Source organism: Curtobacterium sp. 260, assembly GCF_030803485.1.
Lineage (GTDB): Bacteria > Actinomycetota > Actinomycetes > Actinomycetales > Microbacteriaceae > Curtobacterium.
On record NZ_JAURUY010000003.1, the window covers coordinates 383,170 to 395,427 of the forward strand.

A 12,258-nucleotide genomic window follows, 5' to 3' on the forward strand; every position below is an offset into this window, starting at 1 on the left:
GAGCACCCGAGGGCTACTGTTGACGACGCCGGACGTATTCCGTTCGGCGCATGACCACCGCACACCCTCAACAACGGAGGATCGCACATGCGAGGCAAGCTCCTGTTCGTCGCCGGCGCCGCACTCGGGTACGTCCTGGGATCGCGAGCCGGACGGGCGCGGTACGAGCAGATCAAGACCGTCAGCGGCAAGATCTGGAACAACGGCAACGTCCAGAAGGGCGTGCACCGGGCCGAGGAGTTCATCCAGGACAAGGGCCCGGACGTCGCCGAGTTCGTCGGTGAGCAGACCAAGAAGGTCGTCCGCAAGGTCAGCCAGAAGAAGGACTCGACCACCTCATGACCGACACCCGCGACCGCAAGTCGCGATCGTTGTTCGGTCTGGTCGGGGACATCCCGAAGCTGGTCAAGAACCTCGTCAAGGGCGAGATCGACCTGCTGAAGGCCGAGATGATCGCCAAGGCGAAGGTGTTCGGCCTCGCCGCCGGGCTCCTCATCGGCGCGCTCGTCATCGTGCTGTACGCGATCGGCGTGCTGCTGACCGCTGCCGTGATGGGCCTCGCGACCGTGATGCCGGCGTGGCTCGCAGCCCTGCTGCTCGCCGTCGTCATGCTCCTCGTGGCCGGCATCCTCGGATTCGTCGGCTGGAAGCGCTTCAAGAAGGGCCTGCCCCTCACCCCGAAGCGCACGATCGACAGCGTCAAGGACGACATCAACGCCGTGAAGGGCATGGGTAACAAGCCCGGCCAGCACGACCGGATCACCCGCTCCTGAGCGGGGCGACCGACACCCCCACCGGAGGACCCCTGTGACCGATCAGCACGACGACCTGGCGAACCGCGTCGCGGCGACCCGCACGCAGCTGTTCGAGACCCTCGACGCCATCGAGGACAAGCTCAACGTCCCGAAGCAGCTCGGCATCGCGGCGTCCAGGGTCAAGCAGGGGATCGACGAGAAGCCGGTGCCGTACCTGGCCGGCCTCGCAGCCGGTGTGGCGGTGGTCGGGAGTATCGTCGTAGTGGTGCTCCGACGGCGGTAGACCGCCTCTGATCGGTGGTCTCCCGGACGCGGCGCGCAGCCACGACCCAGGCAACCGACAAGACGAGGAACCATGAGCTCCGACGTGCACGCAGCCACGCACGAGAACGTCCCCGACAACGCCGCCGCGCACGGCGGCAGCCCGGCGCACGAGACCGACCCGGCGAGCGGGATCGACCCGAACCTCCTCACGGCGTACGCGCTGTGGGCCGTGTTCCGGCGTCCGCTCGGGCCGATCCACCGCGTCGGTGACGACGCCGTCGCCGAGCTCGACGCCGCGGTCGCCCGCGCCGCCGGCCAGGGCGTGACGATCCGCGGTTTCTACGACGTCTCCGGCTTCCGGGCCGACGCCGACGTCATGATCTGGCTGCACGGCGACGACGCGCAGGCGATCCAGGCTGCGCTCCGCGATCTCCGTCGCACGGCGTTGTTCCAGGACGCCGAGCCGGTCTGGCACGCGATGGCCATGCACCGCGAGGCCGAGTTCAACAAGCGCCACACCCCGGCGTTCCTGCGCGGCAAGGACCCCGAGGCCTGGATCACGGTGTACCCGTTCGTCCGGTCCTTCGAGTGGTACCTCCTGCCGGAGGAGGAGCGCTCGAAGATGCTCCGCGACCACGGCATCGCCGGCGCGAAGTACCGCCGCGTGCTCACCAACACGATCGCGACCTTCGCCCTCAGCGACTACGAGTGGATCCTGCCGCTCGAGAGCCCGGAGCTCGTCGACCTCGTCGACCTCATGCGCGACCTGCGCTACACCGAGGCGCGCCTGCACGTGCGCGAGGAGGTCCCCTTCTTCACCGGTCGTCGAGTGACGACCGCCGAACTGCCGGAGGTGCTGTCGTGACCGACACCAGCCAGATCACCAACGGGAAGGTCCTCGCCGCGACCCCCGCCGCGGCGGACGGCCCCGAGCACGTCGAGGTCCCGACCGCGTACGACGCGATCCTGCTCGCCGGCTTCGGCGGCCCCGAGGGCCAGGACGACGTCATCCCCTTCCTCCGCAACGTCACGCGCGGCCGGGGCATCCCGGACGAGCGTCTCGAGGAGGTCGCACACCACTACCGACACTTCGGCGGCGTCAGCCCGATCAACGCGCAGAACCGTGCGCTCAAGGCAGCGCTCGAGGGCGAGCTCGCGAAGCGCGGCATCGACATGCCCGTGCTGTGGGGCAACCGCAACTGGGCGCCCTACCTCGAGGAAGCCTTCACCGAGGCCGCCGACAAGGGGTACACCAAGCTCATCGCCATCGCGACGAGCGCCTACTCGTCGTTCTCGAGCTGCCGGCAGTACCGCGAGGACTACGCCCGCGTGCTGACCGAGACCGGGCTGACCGACACGATCCAGATCGACAAGGTCCGGCAGTTCTTCGACCACCCGGGCTTCGTCCGCCCGTTCGTCGACGGTGTCCGCGACGGCATGGCCCGCGCGATCACCGAGAACGAGGGCATCGACGTCGCCACCGAGCTGCACGTGCTGTTCTCGACGCACTCGATCCCGTCGACCGACGCGGCCAAGTCCGGTCCGGACTACCGGGGCTTCGACGAGCACGGTGCGTACGAGGCGCAGCACCTGGCCGTCGGCGAGGTCGTCCTCGACCAGGCGTGGAACGAGCTGCTCGAGCAGCCGGAGTTCGCCCACCTGCAGGGCACGTCGAAGCCGGCGTGGAAGCTCGTCTACCAGTCGCGGTCGGGCCCCCCGACGCAGCCGTGGCTCGAGCCCGACATCAACGACTACATGAACGAGGAGCTCAAGGGCGGCCCGACCCGTGCCGTGCTCATCGTCCCGCTCGGCTTCGTGAGCGACCACATGGAGGTCATGTGGGACCTCGACGAAGAGGCGACCGAGACCGCCGGTGAACTCGGCTTCTGGTCGCTCCGCACGCAGACGCCCGGCGTCGACCCGGCCTACGTGTCCGGTCTCGTCGACCTCGTGCTCGAGCGCGTCAACGGCACGCCGAAGGCCGAGCGCCCGCACCTGACCGACATCGGCCCCTGGTACGACGTCTGCCGCCCGGGCTGCTGCGAGAACGTCCGCGCCGGGTTCAAGCCGGCGGCCGCCGGGGTCGCCCCGTGACGGACGGTCCCGCGGCCGACGGTCCCGCCCCGATCCGGCTCGGCACCCGTGCCAGCCGGCTCGCGGTGGCGCAGTCGCAGGACGTCGCCGACCGCCTGGCGAAGGCGGCGGGGCGTCCGGTCGAGCTCGTCACGGTGACGAGCGAGGGCGACACGAACCGCGCCTCGCTGGCGAGCCTCGGCGGCACCGGCGTGTTCGCCAGCGCCCTGCGCGAGGCCCTGGTCGCCGGCGAGGTCGATGTGCTCGTGCACTCGCTGAAGGACCTGCCCACGGCTCCGTACGACGGGCTCACGATCGCGTCGGTGCCGAAGCGCGCGGACGCCCGTGACGTCCTGGTCGCCCGGAACGGCGCGACGGTGGACACCCTGCCCGAGGGCGCGAAGGTCGGCACGGGGTCGCCCCGCCGCGTCGCGCAGCTCAGGGCGAAGCGTCCCGACCTCGACGTCGTGGACATCCGCGGCAACATCGACACCCGGCTGGGCCGCGTCGACGACGACCTCGACGCGGTGGTGCTCGCCGCCGCCGGGCTCGGGCGCATCGATCGGCTCGACGCGGCGACGGAGCTCCTCGACCTCGGCTTCTGGCCGAGTGCGCCCGGCCAGGGAGCACTCGCGGTCGAGATCCGGGCGGACGAGACCGACAAGGGCCTGCTCGCTGCGCTCCGCAAGCTCGACCACGCCCCGACGCGCCTCACGGTGACGGCCGAGCGCGAGGTCCTCGCGAAGCTCGAGGCCGGCTGCTCGGCACCGATCGGGGCCACGGCCGTGGTCGACGCCGAGCTGCTGCTCGTGTCCGCGACGGTCTACCGCCCGGACGGATCCGAGTACCGCACGGCGTCGCACGCGGCACACCTCGACGGGTCTGCGCAGGACCGTCTCGACGAGGCGCTCGAGGTCGCCGGTCGCGTGGCCGCCGAGCTCCTCGAGAACGGTGCCGCCGAGCTGGCGGACCTGGCGTCGACGGTGTCCGGTGCCCCTGCCGAGGGTGACCACTCCGCCGGGCCCGGTCTCGCCACCCCCGCCGCGGAGCAGCCGGCGGACGACACCTCCACGACGACGGCCTAGGCGGTCACCACGGACGACACCGCTCGCGTCGCGGACGAGGCACGGCCCCCGGTCGTCCTCGTCCCGCGCGGCGGTGCGTGGGGGGACGCGGTCGCCGCCGCGGCCCGGGAGCGCGGGCTCGCGCCCGTCGTCGTCCCGCTCATCACGGACGCTCCGCCCGCCGACCCGGCGGATCTCGACGCGGCGCTCGTCCGGTTCGCAGACGCCGCGCTCGCCCCGTCCGTCGACCACGCGTCGGGACCGTCCGTCGTCGACGCCCCGGCCGGGAGGCACGACGCACCACCCGCCGTCGGCACGCGTCCCGGGGAAGCCTGCTCCGGTGCCCCCTGGCTCGTCGTGACCAGTGCGACGGCCGTGCGCGTGGTCGCCGGGCGCGTGCCGCGCCTCCCGGCCGGCGTCCGCGTGGCCTGCGTCGGTGACGCGACCGCGCGTGCTGCGCGGCAGGCGGGGTGGCCGGTCGACCTGGTGCCGGACGAGGAGTCCGCCGCCGGGCTCGCCGCGGCCCTGCCGACGGACGCCGCACCCGTGCTGTTCCCCCGATCCGAGATCGCCGCGACCACCCTGGTCGACGCACTGCGCGCCCGCGGCATCGCCGTGTCGGAGGTGGTGGCGTACCGTACCGTGGGGACGGGCCACGATCCGATCGTCCTCGACCCCCCACCGGACGCCGTGCTCGTGACGAGCGGGAGCGTCGCCCGACAGGTCGCAGCGCGGATGACCCCGCTCGACCCGAGCACGCACGTCGCGTGCATCGGACCGTCCACCGCTGACGCCGCCCGTGCCGCGGGACTCCCCGTGCACGTGGTCGCCGCCGCTCGGTCCGCCGAAGCCCTGCTCGACGCCGTCGTCGAGACCCTCCACCCGAACCCCAGAACAGGAAGGTCATCGTGACCGGACGCTTCCCCCAGGTCCGCCCCCGCCGACTGCGGGCCACCCCCGCCATGCGACGACTCGTCGCCGAGACGCGGATCCACCCCGCCGAGCTCGTGCTGCCGATGTTCATCCGCGAGGGCGCCACCGATGCGATCGACATCTCGAGCATGCCGGGCGTGCAGCAGCACTCGCTCGACTCGTTCCGCCGGGCGTTGCACGAGGCCGCGGCGCAGGGCGTCGGCGGTGTGAACCTGTTCGGCGTGCCGACGTCGAAGGACGCCGAGGGCTCCGGTGCGACCGACCCCGACGGCATCCTGAACGTCGCGATCCGCGTGGCGAAGGAGGAGGTCGGTGACGCACTCGTCGTGCAGTCCGACCTGTGCCTCGACGAGTTCACCGACCACGGCCACTGCGGCGTGCTGGCGGCGGACGGCTCGGTCGACAACGACGCGACGCTCCTGCGGTACCGCGACATGGCGGTGGCCCAGGCCGAGGCGGGCGCGGAGCTCGTCTGCATGAGCGGCATGATGGACGGCCAGATCGCCGCCGCGCGCGACGCGCTCGACACCGCCGGCCACAGCGGCACGGCGCTGCTCGCGTACTCGGCGAAGTACGCGTCCGCGTTCTACGGTCCCTTCCGCGAGGCCGTCGCATCGACCCTGCAGGGCGACCGACGGACGTACCAGATCGACGCCGCCGACGGCCGGCAGGGCCTGCGCGAGGTCCTGCTCGACATCGAGGAGGGCGCCGACATCGTCATGGTGAAGCCTGCGATGAGCTACCTCGACGTCCTCGCCCGCACCGCCGACGTCTCCGAGGTCCCCGTCTGGGCGTACCAGATCTCCGGCGAGTACGCGATGATCACGGCCGCCGCCCAGAACGGGTGGATCGACCGGGACGCCGCCGCGATGGAGGCCCTCGTCGGCATCAAGCGCGCCGGTGCGGACGCGATCCTGACGTACTTCGCCGTGGACATCGCACGGAAGCTCAACCAGGAGGCCGGCCTGCGCACGTCCGGCAGCACCGCGGCGGTGTCCGGCGTCGCCTCGACCGGGAAGGCCCCCGAATGACCACCACCACCGCTTCCACCGGCACCGCTCCGGTGTCGAACGACGAGCTGTTCGGCCGCGCGAAGGACAGCATCCCCGGCGGGGTGAACTCGCCCGTCCGCGCGTACGGCTCGGTCGGCGGCACGCCCCGGTTCCTGACCGCGGCGAACGGCCCCTACGTCACCGACGCCGAGGGGCGGCAGTACGTCGACCTCGTCGCGTCCTGGGGCCCCGCGATCCTCGGGCACGCGCACCCCGGCACGGTCGAGGCCGTGCAGCAGGCGGCATCCCGCGGCCTGTCCTTCGGGGCGTCGACCCCGGGGGAGACCGAGCTCGCCGAGCTCGTGAAGCAGCGCGTGCAGGTCGACGGCGACGGGCCGATCGAGAAGCTCCGCATGGTGTCGACCGGCACCGAGGCGACGATGACCGCCATCCGCCTGGCTCGCGGGTACACCGGCCGTGACCTCCTCGTGAAGTTCGCCGGGCACTACCACGGGCACTCGGACTCGCTGCTGGCCGAGGCCGGATCGGGTGTCGCGACGCTCGCGCTCCCGGGCAGTGCGGGCATCACCGCCGAGACCGCCGCGCAGACCCTGGTGCTGCCGTACAACGACCTCGACGCCGTCCGCGCCGCGTTCGACGAGCACTCCGAGCGCATCGCCGCCGTGATCGTCGAGTCCGCCGCCGCCAACATGGGCGTCCTCGCGCCGGAGCCCGGGTTCAACCGGGCGCTCGCGGAGATCACGCGGGCGCAGGGTGCGCTGCTCATCGTCGACGAGGTCCTGACCGGCTTCCGCGTCGGCCCGGCCGGCTGGTGGGGCCTCGAGGCCGACGGCACCGTCCCGGAGGGCACCGGGTGGAAGCCCGACCTGGTCACCTTCGGCAAGGTCATCGGCGGCGGCATGCCCCTCGCCGCGCTGGGTGGTCGTCGTGAGGTCATGGACTTCCTCGCCCCGCTCGGGCCGGTCTACCAGGCGGGCACGCTGTCCGGGAACCCGCTCGCGGTCGCGGCCGGCACCGCCACGCTCCGGGCCGCGACGCCCGACGTGTACGCGCACCTGGACCGCACCGCGGCGACGATCGCCGACGCCACGAGCGCCGCGCTGTCCGCCGAGGGGGTCGCGCACACCGTGCAGCACGCCGGCAACCTGTTCTCGTTCGCGTTCGTGGAGCAGGCACCGCGGAACTACGACGACGTCCGCGCGCAGGAGGCCTTCCGCTACGCGCCGTTCTTCCACAGCATGCTCGACCAGGGCGTGACCCTGCCGCCGAGCGTGTTCGAGGCGTGGTTCGTCACGGCGGCGCACGACGACGAGGCCGTCGGTCGCGTGCTCGACGCGCTGCCCGCGGCCGCGCGGGCAGCGGCGGCCGCCACGGCGTAGCGCGCCCGCTCCCTTCCGCAAGACGCAACGTCGGCGGTTCCTCGCAGCAGTACAGCGCTGCGGGGTGCCGCCGACGTTGCGTTTCGCGGGCCAGGTGGCGGACGGGAGGCGCGGTGCGGCTACTCCGCGCGGCGCGCCTGCCAGCGGCCAGCGGTCCGCTCGATGGCCAGCGGGAAGGCGAAGGCGTGCGACACCGCCTCGGACGTGACGACCTCGTCGGCCGGGCCCTGGGCCACCACGGCGCCGTCGCGCAGCAGCATCGCGTGCGAGGTCGACGCGGGCAGGTCCTCGAGGTGGTGGGTCACCATCACGCTGCCGATGTCCGGCTGGCGCTGGCGCAGGGCGTCGACCGTCTCGAGCAGGTGCTCGCGCGCGGCGACGTCGAGTCCGGTGGCCGGCTCGTCGAGCAGCAGCAGGCGCGGTTCGCTCATCAACGCCCGGGCGATGAGGGTCCGCCCGCGTTCGCCCTGCGACAGCACCGGCCACCGGGCGTCGGCCCGTGCCGCGAGGCCGACGTCCGCGACGTGCCGTCGGGCGGTCTCGAGCTGGTCCGGCGTCGGCTCCCACCGCATCATGAGGTCCGTCGTGCCGGTCAGCCCGGTCAGGACGGTCTCGGTGACCGTCAGCGGCGACAGCATGCGGTGCCGCGGGTCGACGTGCCCGATGTGCTCGCGGAGCTCCCGCACGTCGACGCGGCCGAGCCGACGCCCGAGCAGCTCGACGGTGCCCGCGGTCGGCTGCCCGTTCGCGCCGAGGACGGCGAGCAGGGTCGACTTGCCCGCGCCGTTCGGACCCAGCAGCGCCCAGTGCTCGCCGCTGCGGACGGTCAACGCCACGTCGTGCAGCAGGTCCCGCCCGGAGCGGGTGACACGGAGGGCTTCGGTTCTGAGCAGGACGTCGGTCACCCGGCCAGTCTGCCCGGTCGGGTACCCCGGCCAGCCCGTCTCAGGCGGTCGCGTCGGCGTCGGCGTTCGCGGCGCGGATCTCCGCCATGTGCTCGGCCATCGCGCGGGACATGCCGCGGATGACGGCACCGGCGGCCTCGCCGTCGCGGGCCTTCGCCGCCGCGCGGAACGACTCGAGCCCGTGCTCGACGTCCCAGAAGACGAACTCCGGCTGCTGGAGGCGGACGAACTTCGCGCGGTTGACGACGCCCTCGGCCGTCTTGATGAGCAGCTCGTTGCCCGAGTGCTCGACCAGGAACGCGATGAGCGCGCCGGCGTCGTCGTTCAGGGCACGGTCCTCGGCGTTCGCGTGCTCGCGGGCCTGGTCGAGGAGCTTGCTGAGCTGCTGCACGGCGGTCTCGTCGAGGTTCGGCACGGCCCATCGGGCGGCGAGCTCGGCGAAGCCGAAGAGCAGCTGGAACGCGTCGTCGTACTGCTCGCGGGTCGGGGACACGACGCGGGTGTACCGGTTCGCCTCCATCTCGACGAGCCCGAAGTCGACGAGCTTCGCGATGGCCTCGCGGATCGGGGTCCGACTGACGCCGAGCCACGCGACCAGCTCGTCGTCGTTGAGGCGTTCACCGGCCTGCAGTGTGCCGTCCTGGATCGCGGCGAGCATCTTCTCGAGCACGACATCGCGCAGGAGCTTCCGGGGGGACGGCTCCATCGACGACTTGGGTACCGGCATGGCTGCTCCTCACAGGTTCGGATGTTCTGTGTGCCAAACCTAGCGTGTCAGTTGGCAAGCGTTCGGAAAATCACCTGAAAGGGAATCGCATCAGCGTCGCAGGTCGACCACAGTCCGGCCGTGCACCCGTCCGGCGACCACCTCGGCGCCGACCGCGACGGCGTGCTCGAGGTCGACCGTGCGGGTGACGTCGGCGAGCAGTGCCGGGTCGAGGTCGGTCGCGAGCCGCTCCCACGCCCGCTGTCGCAGTGGCAGCGGCGCCTCGACCGAGTTGATGCCGAGCAACGAGACCGCGCGCAGGATGAACGGCATCACCGACGTCGGCAGGGCGGAGTCCTGCGCCAGGCCGCACGCCGTCACCGCGCCACCCCACTTCGTCGCGGCGAGGACGTTCGCGAGCGTGGCGCCGCCGACGCTGTCCACGGCGCCGGCCCAGGTCGCGCGCTGCATCGGCTTGCCGAGCTCGGCGATCGCCGCGCGGTCGACCACGTCCGACGCGCCGAGGGCACGGAGTGATGCCTCGTTCGCCCGCCGCCCGGTCGAGGCGGTCACGCGGTACCCGCGGGCGGCGAGCAGGGCGATCGCCACCGTGCCGACGCCGCCGGACGCCCCCGTCACGAGCACCGACCCGTCCTCGGGGGAGACCGTCCGCTCGAGGGCGAGGACGGAGAGCATCGCGGTGAAGCCGGCGGTGCCGATCGCCGCCGCGAACGAGTCCTCGACCGTGTCCGGCAGCACGACGAGCGAACCGCTGGGCACGACGGCGTGCTCCGCCCACCCGCCGTGCCGCGTCTCGCCCAGGCCGGCGCCGTTGCACACCACGCGGTCACCGATCGCGACGTCGTGGACCCCGGGGCCGAGCGCCGACACGGTGCCGACGACGTCGATGCCCGGGACCAGCGGGTCGATCCGGGCGACGCCGGGGTTGCCCGCCAGGGCGAGCCCGTCCTTGTAGTTCACGCTCGAGTACGTGACGTCGACGCACGCCTCGCCCTCGGTTGGGTCGGGGAGGTCGACCTGCGTGATCGCGGGTGGGGTCGAACGGGAAACGAGGACTGCGCGCGTCATGGACCGGACGCTACCCCGTGCCTCCCGGCCGTCGTTCCGACCCATCGCACGGAGGATGGAAGGACGATCCGCGCATGGTGAGCAGGAAGGAACGGCCTCCTACGCGCGGAACTGCGCCGCGCCGCTCAGCCGAACATGATGGCGGCCTCGTCGTAGCGCGCCTGCGGGACCGTCTTGAGCTCGCCCAGGGCGTCCTCGAACGACACGTGCACGATCTCCGTGCCCTGGAGCGCGACCATCCGACCCCACCGCCCCTCGACCACGGAGTCGATCGCCGCGAGCCCGAGCCGCGTCGACAGCACCCGGTCGTACGCGGTCGGGGTCCCACCGCGCTGGATGTGCCCGAGCGTCGTGGCGCGGGTCTCGATGCCCGTCATCTCCTCGATCATCGGCGCGAGACGCTCGCCGATCCCGCCCAGCCGCGGCCGCCCGAACGCGTCGAGGCCGCGCTCCGTGTGCGCGTTGTCCTCGTGGTCCGGCACGAAGCCCTCGGCGACGACCACGAGCGGCGCCCGTCCCCGGTCGTAGGCGGCACGCACCCACGCCGCGATCTGCTCCATGCTCGTCTTCTGCTCGGGAATGAGGATCGCGTGCGCGCCCGCGGCCATGCCGGAGTGCAGCGCGATCCAGCCCACGTGCCGGCCCATGACCTCGGCGACCATGCAGCGCGAGTGGGACTCACCCGTGGTGCGGAGGCGGTCCATGGCCTCGGTCGCGATCGCGACGGCGGTGTCGAAGCCGAACGTGTAGTCGGTGGCACCGAGGTCGTTGTCGACGGTCTTCGGGACGCCGACGATCCGCAGGCCGGCGTCGGTGAGGCGCTTCGCCGCGGCCAGGGTGCCCTCGCCGCCGATCGCCACGATGGCGTCGATGCCGTGCCGTTCGAGGGTCTTCGTGATGTTCTCGACACCGCCGTTCGGCCCCTCGAAGGGGTTCGTGCGGCTGGTTCCGAGGATGGTGCCGCCCTGCTTGGCGATGCCCTGGATGTCCTTGCGGCCGAGGGGCACGATGTCCCCGTCGACGACGCCCCGCCAGCCGTCGCGGAACCCGACGAACTCGTGGCCGTGGATCGCGATGCCCTTGAGCACGATGGCGCGGATGACCGCGTTGAGGCCGGGGCAGTCGCCTCCGGAGGTGAGGATGCCGATGCGCACGGAGACTCCAACGTCGTCGGGTTGCGGGGACCTCCCCATCATGTCTGACGGTGGTGTGGCATTACCATCCCCGTGTGTCCCTGCCGTCCTCCGTCGCATCCGGTCCGTCCGGTCGGCGGCCGGGTGCGTCCGGCCGGGGTTCCGGGTCCGGCCAGACCTCCGCTGCGGCGGTCCGGGTCGACACCGTGTACCGGCCTGGAGGCGCGGTGGACGTCCGCGCGACCCTCCGGCCCCTGCAGCGCGGTTCCGGTGACCCCGCCTTCCAGGTGGTCGGGTCCGACACGTGGCTCGCGCTGCGCACGCCGGCGGGGGCTGCCTCGGTGCTCGTGCGCCGTGCGGGCAGCGATGCCGTCGCGGTCTCCGCGTGGGGTGCCGGTGCCGCCTGGGCGGTCGAGCACGCACCGGACCTGCTCGGACGTGGGGACGACTGGTCCGACCTCGACGTCAGCGCGCACGCCTTCCTGGCCGAGGCACGACACCGGCAGCCGGGGTTACGGCTGCTCAGGACGAACACCGTCGTGGCGATGCTCGTGCCGGCGATCATGGAGCAGAAGGTGACCTCGCGACAGGCCTGGCGCGCGTGGCGGTACCTGCTCCGGCGCTTCGGCGAGCCGGCACCCGGTCCGGCGCCCGCGGAGATGTTCGTCCCGCCGGCCCCCGAGCAGTGGGCGCGGATCCCGAGCTGGGAGTGGCACAGGGCGGGCATCGAGCCCGGTCGCTCGGCGACGGTGATGCGGGCGGTCAAGGTCGCGCCCGCGCTCGAGCGGACGCTGGGGCTCGGTCGCGGTGGCGCGGTCGTGTCGCAGCGGCTGCAGTCCGTCCCGGGCATCGGACAGTGGACCGCTGCCGAGACGGCGCAGCGGGCGCACGGGGACCCGGACTCACCGAGCGTGGGCGACTACCACGTGCCGGCCCTCGTCGGG

At 72.6% G+C, this 12,258-nt stretch carries 14 protein-coding genes; 10 read left to right on the forward strand and 4 right to left on the reverse strand.

What is annotated here, in order from left to right; genetic code table 11:
• Positions 1-87 precede the first annotated feature (87 nt).
• From J2X59_RS06325 to hemL, 9 genes are all read left to right on the forward strand, one after another.
• Positions 88-342 (forward strand): hypothetical protein, encoded by a 255-nt coding sequence (locus tag J2X59_RS06325; RefSeq protein WP_326496084.1) that lies wholly within the window; start codon positions 88-90, stop codon positions 340-342.
• On the forward strand, positions 339-773 hold the full coding sequence (locus J2X59_RS06330) for a phage holin family protein (RefSeq protein WP_326496085.1): 435 nt from the start codon (positions 339-341) through the stop codon (positions 771-773). The genes J2X59_RS06325 and J2X59_RS06330 overlap by 4 nt, the downstream gene beginning before the upstream one ends.
• Positions 774-807: 34 nt before the next feature.
• On the forward strand, positions 808-1,038 hold the full coding sequence (locus J2X59_RS06335) for a DUF3618 domain-containing protein (RefSeq protein WP_326496086.1): 231 nt from the start codon (positions 808-810) through the stop codon (positions 1,036-1,038).
• A gap of 72 nt (positions 1,039-1,110) precedes the next feature.
• Complete coding sequence (hemQ, locus tag J2X59_RS06340; protein WP_326496087.1) at positions 1,111-1,884, forward strand: hydrogen peroxide-dependent heme synthase; 774 nt, start codon at positions 1,111-1,113, stop codon at positions 1,882-1,884.
• Entirely contained in the window at positions 1,881-3,113 is a 1,233-nt protein-coding gene (locus J2X59_RS06345) for a ferrochelatase (protein WP_326496088.1), read from the forward strand. Before hemQ ends, J2X59_RS06345 begins: the two co-directional genes overlap by 4 nt.
• Positions 3,110-4,177 carry a hydroxymethylbilane synthase gene (hemC, locus tag J2X59_RS06350; protein WP_326496089.1) on the forward strand — a complete coding sequence of 356 codons (1,068 nt, stop codon included), beginning with the start codon at positions 3,110-3,112 and terminating at the stop codon, positions 4,175-4,177. The genes J2X59_RS06345 and hemC overlap by 4 nt, the downstream gene beginning before the upstream one ends.
• A 141-nt stretch (positions 4,178-4,318) precedes the next feature.
• The gene (locus tag J2X59_RS06355; RefSeq protein ID WP_326496102.1) at positions 4,319-5,068 is read left to right on the forward strand and encodes a uroporphyrinogen-III synthase; all 750 of its coding nucleotides are present in this window, start codon (positions 4,319-4,321) and stop codon (positions 5,066-5,068) included.
• A complete protein-coding gene (gene hemB, locus J2X59_RS06360) occupies positions 5,065-6,120 on the forward strand; it encodes a porphobilinogen synthase (protein WP_326496090.1) in 1,056 nt (351 codons plus the stop codon). Before J2X59_RS06355 ends, hemB begins: the two co-directional genes overlap by 4 nt.
• Positions 6,117-7,481 (forward strand): glutamate-1-semialdehyde 2,1-aminomutase, encoded by a 1,365-nt coding sequence (hemL, locus tag J2X59_RS06365; RefSeq protein WP_251154343.1) that lies wholly within the window; start codon positions 6,117-6,119, stop codon positions 7,479-7,481. Before hemB ends, hemL begins: the two co-directional genes overlap by 4 nt.
• A 119-nt stretch (positions 7,482-7,600) precedes the next feature.
• Here hemL and J2X59_RS06370 read toward each other — a convergent pair whose 3' ends face one another.
• From J2X59_RS06370 to J2X59_RS06385, 4 genes are all read right to left on the reverse strand, one after another.
• Positions 7,601-8,386 (reverse strand): ABC transporter ATP-binding protein, encoded by a 786-nt coding sequence (locus J2X59_RS06370; RefSeq protein ID WP_326496091.1) that lies wholly within the window; start codon positions 8,384-8,386, stop codon positions 7,601-7,603.
• Between the two features lie 40 nt (positions 8,387-8,426).
• Complete coding sequence (locus J2X59_RS06375) at positions 8,427-9,113, reverse strand: GntR family transcriptional regulator (RefSeq protein ID WP_326496092.1); 687 nt, start codon at positions 9,111-9,113, stop codon at positions 8,427-8,429.
• Positions 9,114-9,203: 90 nt separating this feature from the next.
• Positions 9,204-10,181: an acrylyl-CoA reductase family protein gene (locus J2X59_RS06380; RefSeq protein WP_326496093.1), complete on the reverse strand. Its 978-nt coding sequence runs from the start codon at positions 10,179-10,181 to the stop codon at positions 9,204-9,206.
• Positions 10,182-10,306: 125 nt separating this feature from the next.
• Positions 10,307-11,335 carry a 6-phosphofructokinase gene (locus tag J2X59_RS06385; protein ID WP_251154335.1) on the reverse strand — a complete coding sequence of 343 codons (1,029 nt, stop codon included), beginning with the start codon at positions 11,333-11,335 and terminating at the stop codon, positions 10,307-10,309.
• A gap of 74 nt (positions 11,336-11,409) precedes the next feature.
• Here J2X59_RS06385 and J2X59_RS06390 point away from each other — a divergent pair.
• On the forward strand, positions 11,410-12,258 hold an 849-nt coding region (locus J2X59_RS06390), incomplete at its 3' end, for a DNA-3-methyladenine glycosylase family protein (protein WP_326496094.1).